Here is a 24,603-nt window from a genome sequence, read left to right as displayed (position 1 = left end):
TCTATTCTTCCTCTTTGTTGGTGGGGGGCGAAGGGGCTTGGTTTTCGACGGTAATTTTGGTAGCGCCGGCGCGTTGGATCATTACCTGTTTGCCTACTTCCGTTAGGTTGCGGCTCTCGTAAATCTTCATGGCCGTAGAAATATCGATGGCCTGCCGAGTCTGATCATCCAGATCGAAGGTGAGTGTAATAAAGTTCAGGTGCACCCCTAACGGCTCCAACACCTTATTTGACTGCACTAGCAAGCTGTTCTCGATTTCGGCCTGGTCCAGCTCTACTATATCTTCTGTGAGAAACAGCGCTTTGCTCACGTCTCGGATCCGCTTGTCGATAACCATGTTTTCGGCTCCCTCAAATGCAGCTGGACTGAGTGCATCGTTGCTGTCGGCGTGGGCATTGGCTTTGCCCAAATACTTTGCCTGCCGGATAAACGCCAGTGGATCAATAATCGAGTAGTCGTAGTCGATATGTACCGAGGCCCGGACCCGATCCTTGAGGTTGGTAATGAACCGGCTATCCCCCTGCATTGGAAAGTTGGGAATAACCACTTTCATGTAGCATGGATTCATCGTGCCTTTCGGGACGGCATCACCCGCCGCAATTTTGCTCCATTGCATGCCACAATCATTAGAAACCAACACCTGTTGGTTTGATTTGGCATAGTTACAGCTGGCCAAAAGGCTAGTAAGTAGCAGAGCGGAGAGGGGACGCATGACAGCAATAATCTTAGTTAAGCAGGAAGATAAAGGAGTTCACTAAGGTAGTGAGGCACTATGCAATTCACTCCACCGATCCCCACAGCCGATTTATTACCTCTGGTTCCACGCGTACAGGTCGTTTGGTGGTTGGGTCCAGTAGCACCCACTGGGTTTCGGCCTCACAGAGCAGCTTGTTATCACTAGCCCGCTCAATGTGCACAAACCGCTGGCACTGCGCGCCGCGTACTTCGCCAATCCAGGTAGTGCAACGCAGTTCCTCGCCTAATAAGGCAGGGTGGTGATACTTCACCCTATGTTCGCGTACCACCCAAATGTAGCGTTCCCGCTCACCGGCAGGGTAGGCTGTATTCCAGTGCGCTCCGGCCGTGTCCTGCACCCAGCGCACGTACTGTACATTGTTGGCGTGGTCGAGCTCATCGATGTCCTGAGGCTGAACCGTAAGGAGGCGGGAGAAGCGGAAGGCGGGCTGACTAGATGTTTGCATCAGAGCAAAGGTATCGGGCTGGTAACAAAATAATGGGCTAAGCCGCCAGAAGTAGGGTGATAGAAAAAGAAAATAAGATGCTATTTGAGGCAATTCAATTGATTGACAATCAGGGATTAAATGCATTTCTGGTGTTGTTGAGCTTCCGCAGAGGATTTACATGACTTTAACTGGTAGCTATTCCACATCTAAAATATCCGTGTATATTTGAATCACATTAAGAAAACGCGGTTTCACCGTCCTGTTGAGTACTTCCTTTTGGGAGGGAAAGCAGAGTTGAGTGCGCTTTCCGAAAAAACATCCATCATCACCAGAGTACCATGCAGACAGGAACTGTAAAATTCTTCAACGAAACCAAAGGTTTCGGCTTTATCAAAGTTGACGAAACCGGCGAGGACGTGTTCGTTCACGTAACCGAGTGCATCGACGAGATTCGCGACAAAGACAAGGTTGAATTCGAAATCGCTCAGGGCAAAAAAGGCCCCAACGCCGTGAAAGTGAAGCTGGCCTAGTCCAGTATCCTTCTCGGATATCTTAGAAAAGCAGGCTCCTGACGAGCCTGCTTTTTTTGTGCCCTGATGGTAGCTATATAGATGGAATTGCCTAGGTCCTGTATCAGGTTCAACCTGTTTTGGCCACGCGGCGTTTAAGTGGCAAGCACTTCACCACCCGGTGGGGGCTAGCCTGATTATGGCAGGAGTTATGCAAATATCATTATTTCTCCCTACCTTTGCAGCCGCATTTGAGAACGGCCACGTTCCGCGCAGCTTGAGAGCTGCCTTAAAGAAACTTGTTGGGCCGGCTTTGTCTTCCGTCCGTTGCTTCCGTCACTTGTCGTTGTTGTTGAGTGGGAGAAGAGCGTCGCTGAATCCGCTGTTTTCAGAGCTATTGTCTCCACTCCATCAACACCAAAATGGAAAACGAAAAGGAAAAAATGAAGTTCAGTGAGCTGACCCTCTCTGAAGAAATGCAGCGTGCTATTGCCGAAGTTGGGTATGAAGAGGCTTCGCCGATTCAGGCCGCCGGCATTCCAGCCTTGCTCGCCGGCCGCGACGTTATCGGCCAAGCCCAGACGGGCACCGGCAAAACTGCCGCATTCTCTATCCCAGCTATTGAGCGTATCGACACCGACTCGCGCGAAGTGCAGTGCTTGGTGCTGTGCCCTACCCGCGAGCTGGCGGTGCAGGTTTCAGGTGAAATCCAGAAACTAGGCAAATATAAGCGTGGTCTGGCCGTAGTGCCGATTTACGGTGGCTCTTCTTATGACCGTCAGTTCCGGGCTCTGGAGCGCGGCGTGCAAATCGTAATTGGTACGCCTGGTCGCGTAATGGACCACATTGAGCGTGGTACCCTGAAGCTGGATAACTGCAAAATGATCATCCTCGATGAGGCTGACGAGATGCTGGACATGGGCTTCCGCGACGACATCGAGACGGTGCTCAAGAAAATGCCTGAGGAGCGCCAGACGGTGTTCTTCTCGGCTACCATGAGCAAGCCGATCATGGAGATGACCAAGCGCTACCAGAAGGATCCGCAGATCGTGAAGGTAAACCATCAGGAAATGACGGTTACCAACATCGAGCAGAGCTACTTCGAGGTGCGTGGCCCGCAGAAGAAAGACGTTCTGACGCGCCTCATCGACATGTACAATATTAAGTCGGGCATCGTCTTCGCTAACACGAAGCGCATGGTTGACGAGATTGTAGGTGATTTGCAAGCCAAAGGCTACTTCGCCGAAGGTCTGCACGGCGACATGGGCCAGCAGCAGCGCCAGAACACGCTGGACAAATTCCGCAAAGGCACGCTGGAAATCCTGGTGGCTACTGACGTGGCTGCTCGCGGCATCGACGTGGACAACGTGGAAGTAGTGGTAAACTACGACCTGCCCGCCGACGAGGAATACTACGTACACCGCATTGGCCGTACCGGCCGCGCTGGTAAACTGGGCAAAGCCTTCACCTTTGTGAGCGGCCGCGATATTTACAAGCTGCGCGACATCATGCGCTTCACTAAAGCCACCATCAAGCAGGAGCGCGTGCCGTCCTTCGAAGATGTGTCGGAGGTGAAAACCACGCTGATGCTGAACTCCATTAAGGAGGTAATTGTAAAGGGTAACCTCGACAAGTACATTGCCCGCGTGCAGCGCCTCATCGATCAGGACCAGGAAGAGGCTGTAACGTCTTTGGACGTAGCTGCTGCTCTGCTCAAGATGACGATGAAGGAAGACAAGCGTGCGCAGGAAAGCCTCGACGCCAGCCGCACCCAAGGTGCCGCCCGCGCCGGTTTCACCCGCCTGTTTGTTACGATGGGCAAGAAAGACCGTCTGCATCCCCGCGACATCGTGGACCTGATCGCCGAAAACACGAGCCTCACGGCTGGTAAAGTAGGTGATATTGCCCTCTACGATAAGTTTAGCTTCGTGGAAGTGCCGAATGAGTTTGTGGAGGAAGTTATTGCTCAGTTGGGCCGTAGCAGCATCCAGGGCCGTCCGGTTGCCTTCAACATTGCTACCCCACGTCAGGAAGGTGATGCCCAGCAGGAAGGTAATACGCGCGGCGGCTTCGGCGGCAGCGAGCGTCCTCGTCGGGGTCCAGGTGGCTTCGGTGGTGGCGAGCGTCGCGAAGGCGGCTCCTCCTACGGTGGTAACCGCGGCGGTGGAAGCTACGGCGGCAACCGTGGCGGCAGTTCCTACGGCGGAGGTGAGCGTCGCGAAGGCGGCTCCTCTTACGGCGGTAACCGCGGCGGCGGAAGCTACGGCGGTAACCGTGGTGGTGGCTCCTTCGGCGGCGACCGTCGGGAAGGCGGTAGCAGCTACGGTGGCAACCGCGGTGGCGGAAGCTTCGGTGGCGGCTACAAAGGCAAGCGCGACAACGACGGCGAATAGTCAGCTCCAGCTGATTGGCTACTCGCTCATCAGTAGAACATACTAGTCAACAAAAAAGCCACTCAATTGAGTGGCCTTTTTGTTTGGCAGCAGACCTAGGCAGTATGCTGAAACTGCCGAAGCATCTTGTTGCTGAGTTGCCACGCAGACTCAGGGTAGTGGCTAAGATACTGCAGTTCGCTGAGCTTGAACGGTTTGTGTGCAGATGCAGCCTAGTAACGCAAGCTCATGAAAAGGTGAGCGTGAATTGATGTTCGGTTTAAGCCTAGCTAGAGGCTAGGGAATTGCAAACGCAAAAAGGTGCTCCGTTACGCTAAGCCAAGCTTAAACGACGGAGCACCTTTCACGTTAAAAACAACCTAGTAGCTAGCCGGCCCACGTTGGCTGGCATTTCACAAAGGCGTTGTAGTTTATTTGGAAGCGTCGCGCAGGTCGCGGATTTCATCGTGGCCTTGCTTGATGCCGGCTGCCTGCTTGGTAATGAGAGAGTGCAGGTCGCCGGGGAGGCCTTCGATTTTCTGGGCGGTTTCGTACGCTTTCTTGGCGTAGTCTTCGCCCCGCTCGCACTCCGCCAGAATGCTGTGGCGGTCTTTACCAGTTACTAGGCCTTTCAGGTTGATGAAGGCCCGGTGTACTGTACCCGTAATAGACGACTCTTCTTTGGGATGCAGGTTTAGCTTGTGCATCTTGTCCTCCAGCTCCGTAATGTATTCGGAACGTTGAGCGGCGTATTTCTTGAAAATCTGTTTCAGATCAGCGTCCTCCACATCGGTGAGGGCCTCGGTGTAGCCGCGCTGGCCGTCTTTCAGGGTTTCTAGAAGTTCGTTAAGGGCGGCTTGGGTTGCTTTGGCATCCATAAGGAGAGTAGGTTAAGATTAACAAAAGGTAGCAATGTCTCTCTTTACTGCCAAAACCCAATTCAAGTTTCGATAAGTACCAATCAAACAGCAAAACTACTGTGCAGATTGCGGCTTCGAACTCTCTGACTCGCAGAAGGTAAGGAGGTTAGCTACTCAAACCCAAACCAGCTGCCATGGCTCGGCCGGCGAGGTAGCCCGTAGTCCAGGCGGCCTGGAAGTTGAAGCCGCCGGTAATGCCATCAATATCGAGCACTTCGCCTGCAAAGTGCAGGCCGGGCACGTGGCGGCTCTCCAGGGTTTGCATCTGAATCTCACCTAGCGTGATGCCGCCACACGTCACAAACTCATCCTTGTAAGTGGTTTTGCCGTGCATAGGCAATGCCGTCCGGAGCATGCTCTCAATCAGCCGGTTCTGTAGTTTGGCAGGCAGCTCATTCCACCTAGTTTCCGGTCCGATGCCGGCCTGGTCCGTTAACGTGCGCCACAGGCGCTGGGGCAGCCCAAACAAAGGATTGCCGGCCACGCCCTTCTTGCCGTGCTGCTCCCGGAACTCCAGCAAATACTGGCGCAACGTATCCTCCGTGTACTCTGGAATCCAGTTGATAAGGGCCGTGCTTTTGTATTGCAGCTCATGCAGGCGACGCGCGCCCCACGCCGAAAGCTTGAGCACCGCCGGCCCGCTTACGCCCCAGTGCGTAACCAGCACCGGGCCTTCATACTCCAGCTTTTCGCCACTCACCCGCACGCGGGCCCTAGGCACGCTCACGCCCGGAAGCTCGCGCAGCGGCGAGTTAGGCACATTGAAGGTAAACAAGCTGGGTACAGGCTCCTGCACGGTATGCCCTAGTTTTCGCAGCCACTCATACTGCTCCGATTTGGGCGCGCCACCAGTGGCAATCAGCAGCCGGTTGGCCACTGCATGTTGCGCGTGAGCGCCGGTAAGCGTCAGCCGGAAGCCACCCTCAGGCAATACCTCAATGTGCTCGGCCGTAGTCTGGGTCAGGATACTGACGCCGGCTTTTTGTGCAGCATCCAGCAGGCACCGGGCAATGGTTTCCGATGAATCAGTAACGGGAAACATGCGGCCATCGGGCTCCGTTTTGAGCTGCACGCCGCGCTTCTCAAACCACCGAACCGTATCGAGGGCACCAAATTGCTTGAATAACTCTTTGAGTTGACGGGCGCCGCGGGGGTAGTGCTGCACCAGTTGGGCTGCGGTTTCAGCGGCATGCGTTACGTTGCAGCGGCCACCCCCCGAAATCCGGACTTTACTGAGCAGCTTCGAGGTTTTTTCAAGCAGGATTACCCGCACTTCCGGGTTGGCTTCAGCGCAGGCAATGGCCCCAAAGAAACCTGCTGCGCCACCGCCCACTACCACCACTGTTTTCTGATCTGCCTTCACTCTGCAAAGGTACTATCCCTAGGCCGTACTACCGGGCAAACCGCCCTGAAATCAGCAGTACTCCAGCGCCGCTACCACATCTTCGTGCCGGAACTGATAGCCCGTCAGCTCTCGGATCCGAGAAGAATCAATCTGCTTGCCGCCGCTGGTTTCTTCCTGAAACGTAGGAGGTGCCAGGCCCAGGCGGGTAGCAGCGGCCGTGTAAAATGTGCGGCGGGTAGGGTGCGTAGCCGCGCTGGCATTAAGCGTATGTCCCCACAGATCTTTCTCTATGATATTAACCAGCAAGCTGATACAATCCTGCAAGTGGATCAGGTTGACAGGAGCCTCGCCGTGGGGTACACCCGCCCGGCCCGCCAAAAACCGACCCGGCGCTCGGCCCGGCCCGAACAAACCCGCTAGCCGCACAATGGTATTCTGAGGCCCCTGAAACTGGGCTTCGGCCTGCAGTAAGGGTAGCGTGGCATCGGGGCTGGCCTGGGCATCGGGCTCCCGCATCAAGCGGGGCTCATCGGGGTACACACCGGTGGAACTGACCAGCAGCACATGCCGGACGCCGGCTTGCTTGGCGGCGGCCGCCACATGCCGAACCACCGTGGGGTAGGCATCAGGGGTGCTGGCGCCCCGGGAGGGCGGCACGTTCAGAACCAGGGTTTCCACTCCGTGCAGCAGGGCCTGTAGCGTGTCGGCATCGGTAGCGGAAAGAGTAGGGGCTAAGCGTAGCAGAAAGGGGCGGATGCCGGCGTCGCGCAGCGTGAGCAATTGGCCCGGCGTAGTAGTGGTACCGTTCACGCTGTAGCCAGCCGCTACTAGGGCCAGCGCCAATGGAAGGCCCAGCCAGCCACAGCCCAGCACGGCAATAGTAGGAAGAGGAGCAGTAGAAACAGCGTCGGTCATGGGGTGGTAAAGGTGGCAAAAAATCCTGCTCAAGCAAGTTGCCGGCCCTGCAATCTAGTAACCTTGTACATTTATTACGGTCCAGATTGTTGCTATCTGCTTACTCCATGGCTTATTAGTTCTATGCTGACCTCGACGACGTTTCGAGGCTCGGATTCGGATACTGCCTTCAAAGAAGGTGGTCATAAGTTGCCGCCCTACAACGGCATACGCTGGGATTTCCGGTATGCCTCTGGCGAAAACGCCACCCTGTGTTTTATGCTTTGCCCCGATTTTTATGACCCCGAAACTGGCAATTCCTGGCAGAAGCTGGCAGTGCCAGTAGAGGAGTGGCTGTACGCCCTCATATACTGCCCCTTCCCTGAATCCCGCCTGAGAGTGCACCAGAAATTTGTGTGCTCAGGCACATCTTTTTACTGCGTGGAAGGAAACGGAATTGTAGCGGAGGGCGCAGTTACCCGAATAACTGGTTTATTTGAGACGCGGCAGTAGTTTCTACCTTTGCCCTATTCCTCCACTTTCTCACCAAGCCATCTTATGTCTGCTTCTCATCCTTACGCCCAGCCCATGCTCCGCGACAACGCCCTCCAGGGTAAAACTATCGTCGTGACGGGTGGTGGTACCGGCCTTGGTCGTGCCATGACTACTTACTTCCTGCAGCTCGGCGCCAACGTTGTTATTAGCTCCCGGAAGCTGGATGTGCTGGAGCAGACGGCCAGTGAACTGCGGGAACAGACTGGCAACCAGAACGTGCTGGCCGTGCAGTGCGATGTGCGCAAATACGATGAGGTAGAGGCCATGCTGCAGAAAACCATCGACACCTTTGGTGGCGTGGACGTGCTGCTCAACAATGCGGCTGGCAACTTCATCAGCCCCACCGAGCGCCTGAGCCACAAGGCGTTCGATGTGATTGTGGACATTGTATTGAAAGGCTCCTACAATTGCACCCTCGCCTTCGGTAAGCGCTGGATTGCCGAGAAAAAGCCCGGCACTATCCTCAACATCGTGACGACATACGCTTCCGTAGGCTCGGCCTTTGTGGTGCCGTCGGCCGCAGCCAAGGCAGGTGTGCTGGTGATGACCCGTTCATTGGCCGTGGAGTGGGCCAAGTACGGTATCCGCTCCAACGCCATTGCCCCCGGTCCATTCCCGACGGAAGGCGCCTGGAGCCGCCTGTTTCCCGAGCCACTAGCCTCCAAACTCGACCCAGCTGCCTCGGTACCGCTCAAGCGGGTGGGCAACCACCAGGAGCTAGCCAACTTGGCTGCCTATATGGTTTCGGATTTTGCTGCCTATATGAATGGCGAGGTCGTAACGCTCGACGGCGGCGAATGGCTGAACGGAGCCGGCGAATTCAACAAGCTTGAGCTCCTGAGCTCCGACATGTGGGATCAAATTGAAAAAACCATGCGCCGCTAAATCACGGATGTAAACGGATTTTTCGGATTTCGCGGATTGGTTCTGAGACCAAATACGCCCGTTGGGTAATCAAGCAGAAGGCTTCTGAAGATCTATCTTCAGAAGCCTTCTGCTTGAGTGAGTAGGTAGTTATATGTTCCTCGGTGAATCGGAAGAGCGAAGAAAGCGCTTGTACTTCAGGCTGGTTTCGCCAAAATTTAGCAGCAGCCCGACTTCCACACGATACGCTTTCAGATAGTTGATGACCTGGGCATAATGCAGAGGGGTTATTTCTGATAACGCTTTTAACTCAACGATTATGCTTTTGGCAACCAGGAAATCAACACGCCGGGAGCCTACTTCTTTATCTAAATAGTAAACCGGCAGATGAAGCTCCTGCTCAAAGGCTAGCCCGTTCATCTCAAACTCGATGGCCAGACTACGCTGATAAATGATTTCAGGAAAGCCATTACCTAATGCAGTGTGCACACGCATGGCACATCCAATGATTTGCTTGCTTATCTCACTGTAAGTATTTTCCAGTAGCATATCACCTTACAGTCGGAAGAGAACCAATCCGTGAAATCCGGAAAATCCGTTTACATCCGTGATTAGAGTTTATATCCCTTGAAATCCTTTGTGAACTCCTGGGCCGGAATGGGCTGATTGGCTACTATGTCGCTGAACTCGAACTTCTCGAACAGGCCTTTGTCATCGTTGACCTGGATAACGAGGGGTAGCGTCAGCTTCTGATCTACTACAATAGTCACCTTGCGTCCATAGGCGTTGGGTACTTGCAGAGTGCGGCCGGCTGGCACGGTGGCGCCTGTAGTCAAGTTGTTTTTTTCCAGAATGCGGTACTCGCCGCACCCAAACCGCTCGGCAATAGATGATACCGTTTCGGGCTTGCTGGGCTTGTAGCTCACGTAGCGAAACTGGGGGTAGTTAGCCCGCAGCACATGCGCCGGCCGGCCTTGCACAATGGTGTCGCTGGTGTAGCGAAAGGTCTTCTCGAAGCTGTGGTCGAGGCGGTTGCTAGAGCCGCGCAGCAGCTCGGCAATGGTGCCATAGCCAGCATCAAGCACGCTATGATGCTGGTTTTTGCGCATAAGAGAGCCTAGCGGATCAAGGCTGACGGTTACGTACGGGAAGCTGTTGGGGTACACCCACGCATCGTCGTCGTTCTGGCCTGTTACGTACAGCACCTCAATGCCCTTCTGGTTGCGCAAGTACACTTTGTACGGCTTGAAGGTCATTTTCATGCTGGTCTGGGCCAGTTGGTACTCAGAGCCAATGCGCTCCTTAGCCCGCACATTGCACCGCAACGTTTTCAGGTTTTCAATAGAAGCGGTGAGCCTAGTAATAAGCTGTTCGGTGGTGGGCTTGGGGTCAGCGGGGAGGGTAGCGGCGCTAACACCTAAAAGCAGGGCCGCTACGGGAAAAAGCAAAAAATAACGAATCATGAAAACGTAAGCGGTAGCAGTACAAAGGAGTACTGGCTGGTATGCAGAAACCAGGCCGGAGTGGGAAGTAGGTACAGGCTAGCGGACAGATGTGCTTGTCGTAGGCTTAAATCTACCAGGAAGAAAGATATTTCACTTAATTCAGGCTGATACGTGGAAAGCGGCTGGCAGTGCTATCGAAGATGAAAAGCTCATCAATTTCTACCTCCCGCAAAAACCGGTACAGCGGAAACTGCTCCACTACCGCTTTAATAGCGGCCGTGCTCTGCCCGTTCATGGTTACCCAGCCGCGGCTGCGGTCAGCACTGATAGCGTAGGATTCCACGATGTTGTCTTCAATCAAATGGTTGATGAAGGCACGGTGGCGCGGGATGAGGGCGACAAAATCCTCATCGAAAAAATCCGGCAGACGCATGGATACGACAAACTTGGCCATGGATTTAGCTACTGACATCGGAATAACGCCAGGTGGCCCGTTAAGGTTGAGTATCGGCGTGGGTGTAACTTTTTCCGGCTACTGCCAGAATAGGGAGCATGCACTTCTCTGTAATTACCCCAACCCACAACCGGCAGCAGTTTCTGCCGGAGGCGGTGGCCAGCGTACGCGCCAGCGTGTCAGCTCCCCTTGATTTCTCTTTCGACCACCTTATTTGCGAAAACGCCTGCACCGATGGCACCAAAGAATGGCTGCAGGAAGCCAGCCGCCAGGAAGGTGTGCCGGTTCGGGTGCTAAACCAAGCTAGTAAACTGCTGCCCGGCCCGGCCCGTAATCGTGTTATCAGAAAGTATGTGCCCACGGAGGGCTGGATTGTGCCCCTCGACGATGACGATATTCTGTTGCAGCGCGCCTTGTTTCATTACGGCGCTCAAATTCAGCAGAACCCCGGCCAGCCTTGGCTGGTAGCCGATTTTTTGCGAGTAGATGAGGAGCGGCGCTACCTGCCGAATGAAGATTACTACGCCTGGAAGTTTGAAACGCCTGCTGATATGCTACGGGCCATTTTTCGGGCCGAGCATTTCATTCAGGGCAATGTATGCTACACCCGGGCGCTGTATGAGGAAGTAGGCGGCTATGACGAAGAAATTGAAATGGCCGAAGACCTGGACCTGTACGTGCGCTTTCTGCTGGCGGGCCACTTGCCTGTCATCTGCCCCCACGTCAGCCACCTGCACCGCTTCCACACCAGCAACGTTAGCATCGGCGTTGATGCCGACAAGCACGGCCAGGATCTGCAGGTGATTTACGATAAATACGCTGAGCAGCTGCAGCAGCTAGGTATTGAGCGGCCGGGCGCCTAGGCCTGAAAGCTGGGTAAAGTGTCAGACGCCGGGCGGTTGTACATCTTGCAAACCGCCCGGTGCACGTTACTCCTTTATTACTACCCCACCTTTCACTACCAACCGCACTTGGCGGAGCACCTTTATGTCTTTGCTAGGGTCGCCGGCTACGGCAACTAGGTCGGCTAAGAGGCCAGGCTGGATGCGGCCGCGGTCAGGGAGCTGAAAGAGACGGGCGTTGGTGCTAGTGAGCCCGCGCAGCGTTTGCAGAGAAGTGAGGCCGTAGTCCTGCACTAGCAGTTCGGCTTCGCGGAGGTTGTCGCCGTGCGTGAACACGCCTACGTCGCCGCCAATGGCCAGCTCCACGCCGCTTTGCAAAGCAGCTTTCATGCTTTGGCGCTTTTGCACCAAGCGCTCGGGCTCAGGGTCTTGGCCCCGGCGCCAGCCGCGGTATTGAGAAACCGCGTCGCCGGCGGCTACGGTAGGGCAGAGCGCTACCCCTCGCTGCTTCATCAACCGGAACACTTCTAGGGTGCCTGCGTCGCCGTGCTCAATGGTTTGTACGCCAGCTAGGGTAGCGCGGCGCATGCCTTCGGGCGTGCTGGCGTGGGCCACCACGGGGCGGCCGGCACTGCGGGCGGTTTGCACAATCAGGTTCAACTCTTCCTGCGAAAACGTGGTGCGGCTAGGCTCATTAGCGCCCCAGCGGTAGTCGGCGTACACTTTAATTACGTCGGCGCCCTTGCCAATTTGCTCCCGCACGGCCCGGATAATGCCATCTACACCATCGGCTTCCTGAGCACCCTGCGGCACATTTACATCCACCGAGAGCTTAGGACCATAGCTGCCGGTAGCCACTAGGGCGCGCGTGGCTACCAACAGGCGCGGCCCCGGAATCAGACCCCGGTCGATGGCTTGCTTCAGGCCCACATCGGCGTAGCCGGCGCCCTCGCTACCTAGGTCGCGGGCGGTAGTAAAGCCAGCCAGCAGCGTGGCGCGGGCATGCGCCGTGGCCCGCGCCACCCGTAGCGCCTCCGATTCCAGCAGCACCTGGTCGTTCCAGGTGGTTTCATTGTAGGGGTGCAGCAGCATATGCGAGTGCCCTTCAATGAGGCCGGGCAGCAGCGTAAGGCCAGGCAGTTCTAGCGTGCGGGCGCCGGCCGGGGCCATAAGTTGGGCGGCGGGGCCTACAGCTTTGATTTTGTCGTTCTCTACCAGCACGGCCCAGCCCGCGTGCATCGTTTCGCCATCGAACACAGCCGCCGGCCGCAGCAAGAGGGTAGAGGTTGACTGGGCCAGGGAGCCTAGGCCAGAAAGCAGCAGCGGAGTGAGGAGAGCGAGGCGCATAGCTAATGCTTTGACAAAGAAGTATAACGAAGGAGTTGTTCGTTCTCAGGAATGCTACTAAGACTGGCGAGTTTGTTCTGATAGTCGAATTACTCGTCTCATAACCAGAGCTAATTGATTGGCCATAATTTCAGTCTTTATTTCAAGTAGAAATAGTTTTGAACTATCTGCTAGCTCCAAATACAGTACACCTGCGTAGCCTGAGGATTGTACTTGCACCGTCTTTATATCGCTGAAGGCTACCTGTTGCTCCTTCGCAACCTGTAGGCGGTATTTTTCATTAAGATGTTTGATATAAATTCTTTGAGAGGCAACGTCAAACTTAACTGCGTTGTGTAAGCGTAATACATCAAGGTCGGTTGTTCTTCGATGCTCAATAAACCATATGAACGCCCCTAAAGCCACTGGCCAAAATATGGCTAAATACATATCATGATATAGGCACATGCCTACCCAGATACAAGCGAAAAACACAAGTAACAGAAGGTTTTCGCGTTTTTGCTTTAGGGTGAGAGGCGTCCAATAAATATTTATGAAATAATATGAATAATCTAATGTTATATAGCCATTAGACTCTTGGAGCCTTCGTCTTATCTGCTTTAGGTCTGGATAAAATAAACTAAGGTTCATACAGGCGCATATAATACGAATGCCCGCCGGAAGATAGGTGTTCCGACGGGCATTCGTATGTCAGCAAGGAGTGCTAGGCCTTCACTTTCGCGGGCTTGCGCTTTACTTTCACCTTCTCCAGCTTTTTGCCATTGGCGGGGGCAGCAGCGCCGTTGGGCCCGCCTACTAGGGTCATTTCCTTTACCAAGTGGCCGGCGCCGGCATACTTATCTACTACAAACAGCATGTAGCGCACATCCAGCGTGATGTTGCGCACGCGGTCGGGGTCGAACATGATGTCGGACATGGTGCCTTCCCAGTTGCGGTCGAAGTTGATGCCGATTAGCTCGCCGCTGCCATTGATAACGGGCGAGCCGGAGTTGCCGCCGGTGGTGTGATTGGTGGCAATAAAGGCTACCGGAACCGACCCTTTATAGGCGTAGGGCCCGAAATCCTTATTTTGGTACAGCTCGGTGAGGCGGGCCGGAACCTCAAAATCGAGATTAGTGGGGTCGGCCTTCTCCATGATACCATCGAGCGTGGTGTAAAAGTCGTACTTGGTGCCGTCGGCGGGCTCGTAGCCAGCTACTTGACCGTAAGCTACCCGAAGGGTAAGGTTTGCATCGGGGTAGAACTTGCGGTCGGTTTGCTGCTGGCGCAGGCCGGCCATGTAGGTGCGCTGGAGCAGGGCAATGTTATCGGTAGCAGCGGTATAGGTGGGCAATACCTGCTGGCGGTAGGTGCTCACGATGGCCGAGGCCAACTGCATCGCGGGGTCAGTGCGGAGCGCGGTGGAGTTACCTTTGGCTACCTCATCTAGCAGGGCCAAAGCACTGGCTTCCGAGGTCAGGCGCGACTTGCTGTAGAGTTGCGCCGCGTAAGCGCTCCAGCCGCCGCTAGCCCCATATTGTTTCTGAAGGTTGGCGACGTAAGTTGGCAGCAGGGCTTTGGGGGTTCCGTTGGCGTAGAGGGGTAGTAGCGCAGCGGCCACTTTCTGATCGGTAGGGGCGTTGTAGTTGCGGAAAAAGCCGGCTGCTCCTTTCTTTAGCTTCTCAACGGCAGCGGTTATTTCTGTAGCTGGCGCTTTTTTGTCGGTCATGTCCAGCAGGGGCAGCAGGCTGTTGGCGTACAGCATCAGCTCCACGCCCAGGGCGGCTTCGGTCACGTAGTCACGGGCCAGGGTGTAGTCGCGCACGGCGGTGTAGTTTTTCTGCAGCTCCGGGAGTAGGCCGGCGTAGGCAGCCCGGCGAGCTTGGTCGCCGCTTTCAGCCCACTTCTGAAACTGGACTTCCTGCTGCTGTTTTACGCGCACAGCGTCGAGTTTCTTCAGGCCGCGCGTTTCACCAATCCACTTTTTCCAGTAGTTGGCTATGCTGGCATACTTGGCCGCGTACTGAATGCGCACCTTGTCGGAGGCCTTCATATCGGCATCCAGAATCCGGAGCTTGGCGTCGCGCACTTTCACTTTGGCCGGGTTCGAGAGCGAGTAGGTTTCATCTACACCCCACGAGGTGAGGTACTCATTAGTGCGACCCGGGAAACCAAATACCATGGTGAAGTCGCCGGGCTGCACGCCATTCAAGGAAATGGGCAGGTAATGACGGGGCTTGAAGGGCTTGTTAGCTGCTGAATACGGCGCGGGCTTGTTGTCGGGGCCGGCATAGATGCGGAAAATGCTGAAGTCGCCAGTGTGGCGGGGCCAGGCCCAGTTATCGGTGTCGCCCCCAAATTTGCCGATGCTGCTTGGCGGCGCACCAACCAGGCGCACATCCTGAAACACCTCCGTCACGAACAGATAATACTCGTTGCCATTGAACATCGGCCTCACAAAGGCTTGGTAATGCGTGCCCTGCACGGCAGCTTGGGCTACACGCTGGCTGTTTACTTGCACCAGTTTCTCGCGCTCACCCTCCAAGATATTGGTAGTGGGTACGCCCACCAACACTTGGCTGGTTACGTCCTCCATGCGCACAATAAAGGTGGCCGTCAGGCCCTGGTTCGGTAGTTCCTGGTCGCGGCTCATGGCCCAGTAGCCGTTGGTGAGGTAGTCTTTCTCAACGGAGGAATGACTCTGAATCTGGCTGTAGCCGCAGTGGTGGTTGGTCAGAAGCAGGCCTTCATTCGAGACAATTTCGCCGGTGCAACCGCCGCCAAACTGTACTACCGCATCCTTCAGGCTACCCTGATTGACAGAGTAAATCTGCTCGGCCGTGAGCTTAAGGCCTTTTTTCTGCATATCGGCCTCATTGAGCTGCTTAAGCAGCAGCGGCAGCCACATGCCTTCATCGGCACGCGCCTGGGGCAGGCAGGAAAGGAACGTGAGGGCAAGCAAAGCCAGCCGAGAAAATAAAGACATAACCTAAAAAGTTGAATGCAGAGTGGTGGGCAATCTGTGCTACCAAGACGCAAAAATACGCATCTGGCTGCTTGCTGGGCGCCCAGCGCTGGTGTGTACTAGGGTCCGGCGGCGCTCAAACCCTTAAGCAAGCAAACGGCCCCGACCAAGTGGCCAGGGCCGAAGCACAATGCGAACCGCAAGCGAATCAGCGGAAAAAGAGCAGAAGTACTAGGTGTTAGGAGTGGCCCAACTCCGCCACGGCCGGAGCATTCTCGGTGTTGGTGTTGGAGGCAGCGTACACAGGCTTGGCAGTGGCAGCCGGAATATCGTTGGTTTCCTCGTCGGCATGCGTTTGCTCCCACTCCCGGAAGCGCAGAATCTCGCCCTGGAATTTCTCGATAAACCAGCTGATCAGGGCCAAATCATCCAGGAAGCCTACCACCGGAATAAAGTCCGGCACCAGATCCACGGGGGAGAGGGTATAGAGCAGCACGCCCAGCGCCGACACAATGGTGCCCGTATCAATCTGGCGGTAGTTGCCGCTCACGTAGTTGCGCACCAAGCGCACCAGCGTAAACCCGACGTCGAAAACCTGCTTGAACTTGTTGTCTTTGCTTTCCTTGCTGGCCAGCTTGTTGGCGACTTCGTTCAGCACCATCACCACCCGGAACGGGCGGCCCAGCAGCTTGCCGGCACGGTTAAGAAATACGCTGAACAGTGCGTTTTTGGAAATAGATAAGCCTTTTTCGACGAGAGAAGACATATAAAATGAGTGAAGTAGGAGTGTGCCTTCTCTACGCTTGCAGCTGGGCCCTTGTTGCCCTTTCTCCCTAGGTACTGTTCTGCTGCTAACATGCTCACCTGGCAAAAAGCTCAGCACTAAACCGTTCGGCGGAGGTTTCAGGTTCATGAGCACCTAGTGGTGCGCCAGCAAAACGCGGGTACTGTTGAAACTTGCATGTTTCCTGTAGCTTCGCACTTATGAGTTTCCTGCTGACTACCCCCACCGCCACGGAGTACGCTCCGTACTACCATACCTACGTGCGCCTGATTACCGGCGACCCGCTAGAAGCCTTGCGCCACCAACCAACTGAGCTTCGCCATTTGCTGGCTGGCTTGTCTGATGAGCAGGCTTTATTCCGCTATGCACCCGGCAAGTGGAGCATTAAGGAGAATTTGGTGCACATGATGGATACAGAACGCATTTTTGCGTACCGGGCCCTGCGCATTGCCCGCGGCGACACCACTCCGTTGCCCGGTTTTGAGCAGGACGACTATGTGCCCGCTTCCGGAGCCGATGCCCGTGCCCTGGAAGATATTCTGCGTGAGTACGATACGGTGCGTGCCGCCACTCTCAGCCTGTTCCAATCGTTTCGGCCGGAAGACTACGAGCGCCTAGGCACGGCCAGCGGACAACCCGTGAGCGTACGGGGCATGGCCTACATTTTGCCCGGCCACGAGGCACATCATATCAATTTGCTGCGCGAACGGTATTTGCCCTTGCTGGCCAATTAGCGTACTTGCAGACAACACCTCCCAGCGCGGTTTCGTTATGGGTACTATCTTCCCTTCCAATCAGCACCATCATGGCTAAAGCACAAGAACCCCGCAAGGAAAAAAAGAAAGAGCCTGCCAAAACCACTAAGGAGAAAAAGGCCGCAAAAGAAGAAAAGAAAGCGCTGAAATCTCGTCAGCAAGACTAATTTGACTAACGAGAAAAATTGAAAAAGCAGCCGGCTCGCTCTACAGCAGAGGCCGGCTGTTTTGCGTAGGAGGTTATTGTGCTAGTGCCCGTGAATCAGCGAATTGCCCTTGTTACCTTGCTGGTAGCCGACTACGACGAGGCCATTGCTTTCTACACCCATAAGCTGGGCTTTCGGCTGGTGGAGGACACCCTGATGAGCCCGCAAAAACGGTGGGTGAGGGTGGCTCCCTGCGGCCTGCACGGAGCTGAACTGCTGCTGGCCCGGGCCGCTACACCAGAGCAAGTCCGCTGCATTGGTAACCAAACGGGCGGCCGAGTGGCCTTGTTTCTGTACACCGATAACCTGGCCCGCGACTATGCGCGGTTACTGGCTCAAGGCGTGGCTATAGTGCGGCCGCCAGTGGTAGAGCCGTATGGCAGCGTGCTGGTTTTTGCCGATTTATATGGTAATCTGTGGGACTTATTAGAGCCCTCTCAGAGCGTATAATACACTTCCTTCTGCTTGTCGTGGTGCTTGATGTAGCCGTGCAGGGTAAGCTTGATGAGCGTCCGGTACGCCCGCCGCTCCCCAATGTTGAGCAGCTTCATGTACTGGGCCAGCGTGATGCGCGGATTTTTTCCTAGGTACTCCAGCACCGCCAACTCCTCGCGGGTCAGGGGGATGCGCTCGAATTGCGGGCTAGGGTCGGAGCGCTCCAGTACTTTCTCGGTGAGGTGGCTGGTTTGCACGCTTTCGTCGCGCACACGCACATAAGAGCGCCAGTCGCCGTCGGCTACCTGGGCGCGGTGTGGCTTCAGTGGGCTTTCCGGCACCGTCACAATCAGCACCACCCGGTCATCCTCTTCTACTTCCTTGAAACGCAACTCAAGCGGCGGATCAATGTAATGCTGGGCCGCTTCACGGAGTTGGTAAATTTCTTCTTCGGCATCGCGCACGCCCACCACGCGGCCATCATCATCAACGCCCACCAGCACGCGGCCACCCCGCGTATTAGCCAAGGAGGCCAGCGTGCGGGCAATACGGGTAGGATGAGTAGTGCGCTTCTTGAATTCGAGCCGCTCGCCCTCACCCTGTCGGATCAGTTCTAATAAGTCAGTCATATGCCATCCGGTTCAGGCAGGTTCACTGCTGCTTGCTACCTAGTACTAAACGTGCTCCACCCCAAAAAGTATCCAGCGAGGCTCGCTACTCAATGCCGGTTTCGTCGGCGGAAATCTTCCAGAGCCGGCTAGCTTCAGCCCGGCTTTGCGCCCGCTCTGAGGTGCGGGCTGGTTTGGCGTTAGCGAAGTAGCGCCCACTAACACTAGCTACCTCCGGGGAAGTGGCCAGATACAAGGTGGTTTGGGCCCCACGTTCCGGTGAGCTCATCAGCGGTTTTGCCGTCCACCACAAGGCCTTCATCACAGGCGACGTGTCGGGGCGCATCAGGCCGGTGTCCACCATGCCGGGGTGCAGGCAGTTGGCCGTAATTCCCGTTAGGTCCAGTCGATGGGCTAGCTCATTGGTAAATAAAATATTGGCCAGTTTGGAGTCTGCGTAGGCCGTCAGCCAGCTGTATTTATCAGGGGAGTTGCGCACTTCGCGGTCGGGCTCAATCTCGCCCACCCAATGCGCCACCGATGATACCGTGACTACCCGGGCCTGGCCAGCGGCATCCAGCAACGGCAGCAGCAAGTTGGTGAGGGCATACGGCGCCAAGTGGTTGGTGGCCCAGCTCAGCTCATGGCCCTCTTCGGTGAGCATCAGCCGACCCGGCATAATGCCAGCATTGTTCACCAGAATATCCAGCTGACTTAGCTCGTGCTCCAGTTCCTCGGCCAGCGTGCGCACATTCTGAATCAAAGAAAGGTCGTAGCATTTCACGTGCACTGGGGCATCGGTGCCAACGGCTAGCTGAATGGACGCTAGCGCCCGGGCCGCCTTGTCCGTGTCGCGGCCCACCATAATCACGCGGGCTCCCTGCCGGGCGAGCTCCCGGGCCGTGACTAAGCCAATACCGCTGGTCGCGCCGGTGACGAGGGCCGTTTTGCCGGTAAGCGGAAGAGCAGCAGATTTCATAAGGAAAGAGGGGCAAACGCGAAAAACGAAAGGTACCGGCGCAGGCCTGAGCGTACAAGGAAAGGCGCTGGAAAGCCCTACGAAAAATAAGGGCTGGTGGTGCGGAAAAATTGCAAAGGCACCAATATAGTGCTCTAATCGGCGGGCAAGGGCAGCAAACTTCCTGCCAGCCGCCAACAAAAAGCCGCTCCCGGAATCCGGAAGCGGCTTTGCATACAGGAAGACCTAGTCCGGAGGCCGGATTAGAAGGGTAGGTCGTTGTCGTCGTCGGAGGCAATAGGAGCCGCCGAGGCACGCAGGTTCGGGTTTTGGTTTTGGGCAGGAGCAGCAGCGCGCGGAGCAGCAGCAGGCTGCTGGTAGCCACCACCCTGAGGAGCAGCGGCAGCACCGCTACCTGCCTCAATGCGCCAAGCCTCCAGGTTCGTGAAGTACAGCATCTGGCCGTTCTTGTTGAACCCACGGCCCCGGAGGTTAAATGAAATTTTTACCTCGTCGCCTACTTTATACGGATCAATGAGGGCCGTTTTATCTTGTACCAACTGGAACTTGATATGCTCGGGGTATTGGCCGTCTACGACCTCCAGCACGAACTCGCGCTTGCGGAATTTCTCGCTCACCTGCTGTTCGTCGAAAATCTCGTGCAGGCGGCCGGTAGCTTCGTAAGCCATAAGGATGAATATGTTTGGGGAGTTGAAAACAGTAAACCAAACCTACGAAAAAAAACGCGGTTCGTTCGGGTCAGTTCCGCTGCGCCCGGGCCAGATGCTTGCCTACCTTTGTCTTGCGTTTTGCGCCTACCCGATATTTTTTTGCTCTATGACTGCTCCTTTCGCTTTAGCCTTGCACGGTGGTGCCGGCACCATATCTCCCAAGTTCATGACGCCGGAAAAAGAGCTTGCCTATCGGCTGGCCCTAGCCGAGGCATTAGCTGTGGGGTACGCCGTACTGCGCCAGGGAGGCTCATCGCTTGATGCCGTAGAGCTAACCGTGCGCAGCCTCGAAGACTGCCCGTTGTTTAACGCCGGCCGCGGAGCCGTGTTCACCCACGAAGGCCATCATGAAATGGACGCCGCCATAATGGATGGCTGCAACCGCGCCGCCGGTGCCGTGGCCGGAGTCCGGAGCGTGCAAAACCCGATTCGGGCCGCTCGCCTGGTGATGGAAAAAACCGAACATGTGCTGCTGGCTTACCCCGGCGCCGACGAACTGGCCCAGCTGCATGGCCTGCCCACCCAACCCGCCGAGTACTTTTTCACCCAGCAACGATACGACCAGCTACAGGAAGCCCTGGCCGAAGGCCGTATGCGCCTCGACCACAGCACCGCCGAGCCTGCGGCCGCACCGCTTGAAGAGCCCGGGGTATTTCCGAACGACGACCCAAAAAAGAAAATGGGAACCGTAGGAGCCGTAGCGCGCGACCAGCACGGCAACCTGGCAGCCGCCACCAGCACCGGCGGCATGACCAACAAACAGTATTCCCGCATCGGCGACTCACCCATTATCGGGGCGGGTACGTTTGCCGACAACCGCACCTGTGCCATTAGCTGCACCGGGCACGGTGAGTTTTTCATGCGGGCCGTGGTAGCGCATGATATCAGCTGCCTAATGGAATACCGGGGCTTAAGTCTGGCCGAAGCCTGCCGCATCGTGGTGCACGAGAAGCTCGCGCCACTAGGGGGAGAGGGCGGTCTGGTGGCAATTGATGCGGCCGGCAACATCGCGCTACCCTTCAACTCGGAAGGCATGTATCGGGCCAGTCAGTCGGCCACCGATGCCGCTCCGTTTGTGGCTATTTACAAGGAGTAGCGTGGGCTGCTTTTTGAGCACCATATATACAAGGAGTAGCTGCACATATTTCGCTAGGTTGCCTAAAGCCACTAACTTACTGTAGATGAGCTTTTATGCTGCTAAGAAGCTCTTCTTGAGTAGTGGAGCCGGTTTGCCTGGTTTAGAAGGCTAGTAAACCTAGCACCCAAGCCAGAACCAATAACAACAAAGCCGACTCCTTGGGTAAGGAGTCGGCTTTGATTTATAGTAGGGGGTAGTAACCGGCTAGCTTGCCTCTGCGGGCGTGTTGGCATCTTGGCCGGCCGTAAGGCGTACTGACTCGGCGGCTTGCTCGCGGAGCTTGAGGTCGGGGTAAAAGGCGCGCTGGCTGATATCGTACACGTTGCCTTTCACTAGCACGTGCAGCAGCATGCTTTCAATGGAAATGGCTTCGCCTTTTTTGGCGGCGGCAGCATTGTTGTGCTCCAGCTGGTGCCCGTCCATGATGATAACTAGATTGGAGCCGATGGTTTCCAAATGGTTGCCTTCCGTGATAAGCACGCCCGTATCTTCGCCGAGGCCAATCCCGATGAGCTTGGGGTGCAGGGCTACGGCTTCGATGAGGCGCCCAAAGCGGCCGCGCTTCACGAAGTGCGAGTCGATGACCACATTATCAATGAAGCCCAGGCCGTGGCCCATCTTCACGGCGCCTTTCATAAGAGCATCGGGCACGCTGCCGCCCATAATCATGGTTTTCGACATGGCCATGGCCCCGGCCGAGGTGCCGGCAATGATGAAGTTGGGCTGGTTGTAGTAGCGCTCCTGCAATACCCGCAGGAACTCCGTGCCCCCAAACATTTCGACCAGCCTCGACTGGTTGCCGCCTGAAATCATGACCACATCGGCCAGGCGCAGGCGCTCGACATACTCCGGCTGGCGGGCGTCTTCGGGCGTGCGAATGTCCATAATGCTCACGTTGTTGCAGTTAAGCATCGTGAACGAGGAAATATAGATGCGCGCTACCTCGGCCGGAATCATGGAGGCGGTGGTAATCACCTCGATGCGCGGATCTTCCTTGCCTGATTCGAGCACCACCCGCTTCAGGATGCCCAGCTCGAAAAAGTTGAGGTAGTATTTCTTTTTGGTACGGGGGTTAGGGTAGGTGCCCTTGTCTTCGTTACCTCCGATGGCAATGAGCTTACCGAGCGGTTTGGAGTTTTTCAATTCGAAAGATCAGCTAAAGCAATACAATAGGGAAAGACCCGGGCCTCACAAGCAAGGTTCGGGCCACGCGCAGGCCAGGGTAGCAGGTCCCTGCCACGGTCTGCGAAAATGTTGGAGCAGCGCTAGGGTAAGCTACTGCCACAACCTGCTTACGGCAAAGGTGCACCTAGCAGCGCATCAAAGGTAACAGTCGCAACGGCATGGTAGTTTGGGCGGGCCGTAGCATATATGCGGCGGGCTCGTGCTGTCCCTCCCGGAACTGCAAGCAAGGCTTTATAGAGAGGTACCAGAAATTTGCGCCGGCCAACCCTGGTAAGGAACTGCTCCAGCGCCGCATCAGCCGCGGAGTAGCCCGCCCGAATAGTATGCGGAAACCAGGCCGCTAGTATTTCTGAGTTGCCGGAGTTCGTCAGCTGAAAGGCTGCATCTAGCTCGCCCAGTTTTTCAGCGGGAAGACTAGCTGGCAAGCAGTGCAAGAAATGAACCCACTCATGGCTAGACCATGTGGTGGTAAGGAGGGCCGCAGCCGGAGTGCCCGCCTGCCACAGCCGGAGCGCTTCGTCTACTGCCTCGAAGCGGCTGGCGATTACTGGTGGGGCCACGGCCGGAATGCCGGGACCGTTAATCCAGGCGTCAAGCTGCAGCTGTTCTTCTAGGTCCGGGTGCTGCGCCAGCAGCTCCTGCCGTAGGTACTGCACAAACGAAGCGGTGTCCATGCTGCGGAAACTATGGCGAGCAAAGTACTCCTTAATAAACGTGTCGAGCGCCTCGCGGCCAATGAGGTACTCTAGGGTGAGTAGGAGGTAGTCGCCTTTCTCGTAGGCAATTTCATTCAGGCCCTCGTCGGGGTCGCGGCTGGCCAGGTTGAGGTGCAGGTGAGTGTCGGGGCTAGTAGCGCCAAGCTCTTCGATGGTATGCAACAGTGCCGTATGGCCCAGCACCTGCAGCATGTCGGCGTAGGGGCGGCCGTATAGCTTTTCCATAATGCGGCGCTCAAAGTACACCGTGAAGCCCTCGTTTAGCCAGAAGTCGTTCCAGGTGGCGTTCGTAACTAGGTTACCGCTCCAGGAATGCGCCAACTCATGCGCTATCAGGCTGGTAAGGCTTCGGTCGCCGGCCAGAATTGTGGGTGTAACAAATGTTAAACGTGGGTTTTCCATACCGCCAAACGGAAAGGAGGGAGGCAGCACCAGCAAATCGTACTGTTCCCAGCGGTAGGGTCCGTACAAATCCTCGGCGGCGGCTACCATCTTTTCTAGGTCAGCAAACTCTTCGGCGGCACCGGGCAGCGTAGCGGGCTCAGCATACACGCCGGTGCGCGGGCTCAGCGCCTGGTACTCGACGTCGCCTACGGCCAGGGCCATCAGGTACGCCGGAATGGGCTGGTGCATGCGGAAGGTATATTCGCCGCTGCTGTTGCGGACCTGTGGGTTTTCGGCACTCATCAGGGCCAGCAGATGCGCAGGCACGCGCACACTAGCCTCATAGGTAAACCGAACCCCAGGCGAGTCCTGACACGGCAGCCAGGTGCGCGCCAGAATAGCCTGCGACTGGGTGAAGAGAAACGGCTGCTGCCGGCCGGCTGTTTGTTCAGGCTGTAGCCATTGGAGCGCCGCCGCGCCCGGGGTCGTGTGGTAGCGGATCGTGACCGAGCTAGTGTCAGGACGCAGGGTTATGCGCAATGGCTGACCTAGTACTGCATCCTCGGGGCCAAGAGTAAACTCCGTGGGCTCCCCGTCAGGGCCACCCAGCAGCACGGCTTCTACTGCCAGCCCCCGGGCATCAAGTACCAGCTCAGCGGCGGCAGCATGATTGGTGAGAAGCCAGGTGGCATGGCCGGCCAAAGTTTTAGCATCGAAGTCAACGGTAAGGGCCAGCGCCAAGTGGTGCACGCTGACCTCGGCGGGCCGGGCGTAGCTATGCGGGTCGGGCGTGACAGCCAGTGGGGAGGCCAAGGTAGGATGAGACATAAGCAAATCGTAAAGCAAAGACTGGCCGCAAGCCGGCCAATGATACAAAGGTGCCGCTGGTACTACTAGCCCTGTCAGGAAGTGAAAGCCAGATACCGGAACACTCGGCATTTAACTCCAACTCGGCCCTAGTGGTTGGGAAGCGGCAAGCTAAGTTTCAGCAGTCGTCTTGTTACAAAGACATCTGATGCGGCCTTAAT

At 56.2% G+C, this 24,603-nt stretch carries 23 protein-coding genes and 1 pseudogene; 7 read left to right on the top strand and 17 right to left on the bottom strand.

The genetic code is table 11. The annotated features are described in order from the left end of the window. Position 1: 1 nt before the first annotated feature. Positions 2 to 712: a hypothetical protein gene (locus tag ACYVGU_RS08005; protein WP_460621610.1), complete on the bottom strand. Its 711-nt coding sequence runs from the start codon at positions 710 to 712 to the stop codon at positions 2 to 4. A gap of 67 nt (positions 713 to 779) precedes the next feature. Then, positions 780 to 1,202 (bottom strand): acyl-CoA thioesterase, encoded by a 423-nt coding sequence (locus ACYVGU_RS08000; RefSeq protein WP_460621609.1) that lies wholly within the window; start codon positions 1,200 to 1,202, stop codon positions 780 to 782. Positions 1,203 to 1,522: 320 nt separating this feature from the next. On the opposite strand from ACYVGU_RS08000, the gene ACYVGU_RS07995 reads away from it, so the two are divergent. Further along, positions 1,523 to 1,714 carry a cold-shock protein gene (locus ACYVGU_RS07995; protein ID WP_044002346.1) on the top strand — a complete coding sequence of 64 codons (192 nt, stop codon included), beginning with the start codon at positions 1,523 to 1,525 and terminating at the stop codon, positions 1,712 to 1,714. A gap of 401 nt (positions 1,715 to 2,115) precedes the next feature. Then, complete coding sequence (locus ACYVGU_RS07990) at positions 2,116 to 4,086, top strand: DEAD/DEAH box helicase (protein ID WP_460611632.1); 1,971 nt, start codon at positions 2,116 to 2,118, stop codon at positions 4,084 to 4,086. 410 nt (positions 4,087 to 4,496) lie between these two features. Here ACYVGU_RS07990 and ACYVGU_RS07985 read toward each other — a convergent pair whose 3' ends face one another. From ACYVGU_RS07985 to ACYVGU_RS07975, 3 genes are all read right to left on the bottom strand, one after another. Next, the gene (locus tag ACYVGU_RS07985; protein WP_460611633.1) at positions 4,497 to 4,943 is read right to left on the bottom strand and encodes a ferritin family protein; all 447 of its coding nucleotides are present in this window, start codon (positions 4,941 to 4,943) and stop codon (positions 4,497 to 4,499) included. 148 nt (positions 4,944 to 5,091) lie between these two features. Further along, positions 5,092 to 6,348: a BaiN/RdsA family NAD(P)/FAD-dependent oxidoreductase gene (locus ACYVGU_RS07980; protein ID WP_460621608.1), complete on the bottom strand. Its 1,257-nt coding sequence runs from the start codon at positions 6,346 to 6,348 to the stop codon at positions 5,092 to 5,094. Between the two features lie 51 nt (positions 6,349 to 6,399). Then, positions 6,400 to 7,245 (bottom strand): Rossmann-fold NAD(P)-binding domain-containing protein, encoded by an 846-nt coding sequence (locus ACYVGU_RS07975; RefSeq protein ID WP_460611635.1) that lies wholly within the window; start codon positions 7,243 to 7,245, stop codon positions 6,400 to 6,402. Between the two features lie 537 nt (positions 7,246 to 7,782). On the opposite strand from ACYVGU_RS07975, the gene ACYVGU_RS07970 reads away from it, so the two are divergent. Then, positions 7,783 to 8,664 (top strand): SDR family oxidoreductase, encoded by an 882-nt coding sequence (locus ACYVGU_RS07970; protein WP_460621607.1) that lies wholly within the window; start codon positions 7,783 to 7,785, stop codon positions 8,662 to 8,664. A 129-nt stretch (positions 8,665 to 8,793) separates the two neighbouring features. On the opposite strand, the gene ACYVGU_RS07965 is transcribed toward ACYVGU_RS07970, so the two are convergent. The 3 genes from ACYVGU_RS07965 to ACYVGU_RS07955 all read right to left on the bottom strand — a co-directional run bounded on the left by ACYVGU_RS07965 (position 8,794) and on the right by ACYVGU_RS07955 (position 10,542). Next, positions 8,794 to 9,192, bottom strand: coding sequence for a GxxExxY protein (locus tag ACYVGU_RS07965; RefSeq protein ID WP_460621606.1), 399 nt, complete (start codon positions 9,190 to 9,192; stop codon positions 8,794 to 8,796). A gap of 62 nt (positions 9,193 to 9,254) precedes the next feature. Beyond that, entirely contained in the window at positions 9,255 to 10,106 is an 852-nt protein-coding gene (locus ACYVGU_RS07960) for a LysM peptidoglycan-binding domain-containing protein (RefSeq protein ID WP_460621605.1), read from the bottom strand. 136 nt (positions 10,107 to 10,242) lie between these two features. Next, on the bottom strand, positions 10,243 to 10,542 hold the full coding sequence (locus ACYVGU_RS07955; RefSeq protein ID WP_460611638.1) for a hypothetical protein: 300 nt from the start codon (positions 10,540 to 10,542) through the stop codon (positions 10,243 to 10,245). A gap of 98 nt (positions 10,543 to 10,640) precedes the next feature. Here ACYVGU_RS07955 and ACYVGU_RS07950 point away from each other — a divergent pair, with 98 nt between their 5' ends. Next, a complete protein-coding gene (locus tag ACYVGU_RS07950) occupies positions 10,641 to 11,405 on the top strand; it encodes a glycosyltransferase family 2 protein (protein WP_460621604.1) in 765 nt (254 codons plus the stop codon). Between the two features lie 66 nt (positions 11,406 to 11,471). Here the strand turns inward: ACYVGU_RS07950 and ACYVGU_RS07945 are convergent, their stop codons facing one another. From ACYVGU_RS07945 to ACYVGU_RS07930, 4 genes and pseudogenes are all read right to left on the bottom strand, one after another. After that, the gene (locus ACYVGU_RS07945; RefSeq protein WP_460621603.1) at positions 11,472 to 12,731 is read right to left on the bottom strand and encodes a metal-dependent hydrolase family protein; all 1,260 of its coding nucleotides are present in this window, start codon (positions 12,729 to 12,731) and stop codon (positions 11,472 to 11,474) included. A gap of 57 nt (positions 12,732 to 12,788) precedes the next feature. Continuing rightward, entirely contained in the window at positions 12,789 to 13,361 is a 573-nt protein-coding gene (locus tag ACYVGU_RS07940) for a hypothetical protein (protein WP_460621602.1), read from the bottom strand. A 73-nt stretch (positions 13,362 to 13,434) separates the two neighbouring features. Beyond that, positions 13,435 to 15,696: a S46 family peptidase gene (locus ACYVGU_RS07935; protein WP_460621601.1), complete on the bottom strand. Its 2,262-nt coding sequence runs from the start codon at positions 15,694 to 15,696 to the stop codon at positions 13,435 to 13,437. Positions 15,697 to 16,087: 391 nt separating this feature from the next. Beyond that, a pseudogene (locus tag ACYVGU_RS07930) lies at positions 16,088 to 16,186 on the bottom strand (YkvA family protein); the annotation flags it as partial. A 473-nt stretch (positions 16,187 to 16,659) separates the two neighbouring features. Here ACYVGU_RS07930 and ACYVGU_RS07925 point away from each other — a divergent pair. Further along, positions 16,660 to 17,193, top strand: coding sequence for a DinB family protein (locus tag ACYVGU_RS07925; RefSeq protein ID WP_460611643.1), 534 nt, complete (start codon positions 16,660 to 16,662; stop codon positions 17,191 to 17,193). A 278-nt stretch (positions 17,194 to 17,471) separates the two neighbouring features. Next, positions 17,472 to 17,870 (top strand): VOC family protein, encoded by a 399-nt coding sequence (locus tag ACYVGU_RS07920; protein ID WP_460621600.1) that lies wholly within the window; start codon positions 17,472 to 17,474, stop codon positions 17,868 to 17,870. Here the strand turns inward: ACYVGU_RS07920 and ACYVGU_RS07915 are convergent. From ACYVGU_RS07915 to ACYVGU_RS07905, 3 genes are all read right to left on the bottom strand, one after another. After that, on the bottom strand, positions 17,858 to 18,484 hold the full coding sequence (locus ACYVGU_RS07915) for an AlbA family DNA-binding domain-containing protein (protein WP_460621599.1): 627 nt from the start codon (positions 18,482 to 18,484) through the stop codon (positions 17,858 to 17,860). The genes ACYVGU_RS07920 and ACYVGU_RS07915 overlap by 13 nt on opposite strands. 85 nt (positions 18,485 to 18,569) lie before the next feature. Continuing rightward, on the bottom strand, positions 18,570 to 19,442 hold the full coding sequence (locus ACYVGU_RS07910; RefSeq protein ID WP_460621598.1) for an SDR family oxidoreductase: 873 nt from the start codon (positions 19,440 to 19,442) through the stop codon (positions 18,570 to 18,572). A 242-nt stretch (positions 19,443 to 19,684) separates the two neighbouring features. Next, positions 19,685 to 20,110 carry a DUF3127 domain-containing protein gene (locus tag ACYVGU_RS07905; RefSeq protein ID WP_460611647.1) on the bottom strand — a complete coding sequence of 142 codons (426 nt, stop codon included), beginning with the start codon at positions 20,108 to 20,110 and terminating at the stop codon, positions 19,685 to 19,687. 148 nt (positions 20,111 to 20,258) lie between these two features. Between ACYVGU_RS07905 and ACYVGU_RS07900 the strand changes: the two genes are divergently transcribed. Then, positions 20,259 to 21,248 (top strand): isoaspartyl peptidase/L-asparaginase family protein, encoded by a 990-nt coding sequence (locus tag ACYVGU_RS07900; protein ID WP_460621597.1) that lies wholly within the window; start codon positions 20,259 to 20,261, stop codon positions 21,246 to 21,248. A 246-nt stretch (positions 21,249 to 21,494) separates the two neighbouring features. On the opposite strand, the gene ACYVGU_RS07895 is transcribed toward ACYVGU_RS07900, so the two are convergent. Further along, positions 21,495 to 22,433, bottom strand: coding sequence for a cyanophycinase (locus tag ACYVGU_RS07895; RefSeq protein WP_460611649.1), 939 nt, complete (start codon positions 22,431 to 22,433; stop codon positions 21,495 to 21,497). Positions 22,434 to 22,582: 149 nt separating this feature from the next. Further along, positions 22,583 to 24,403: a M1 family metallopeptidase gene (locus tag ACYVGU_RS07890; protein ID WP_460621596.1), complete on the bottom strand. Its 1,821-nt coding sequence runs from the start codon at positions 24,401 to 24,403 to the stop codon at positions 22,583 to 22,585. Between the last annotated feature and the right edge of the window lie 200 nt (positions 24,404 to 24,603).

This window comes from Hymenobacter tenuis (assembly GCF_054780495.1).
Note: the sequence above shows the minus strand (reverse complement) of the source record. Positions and strands in the feature narration are given on the sequence as shown.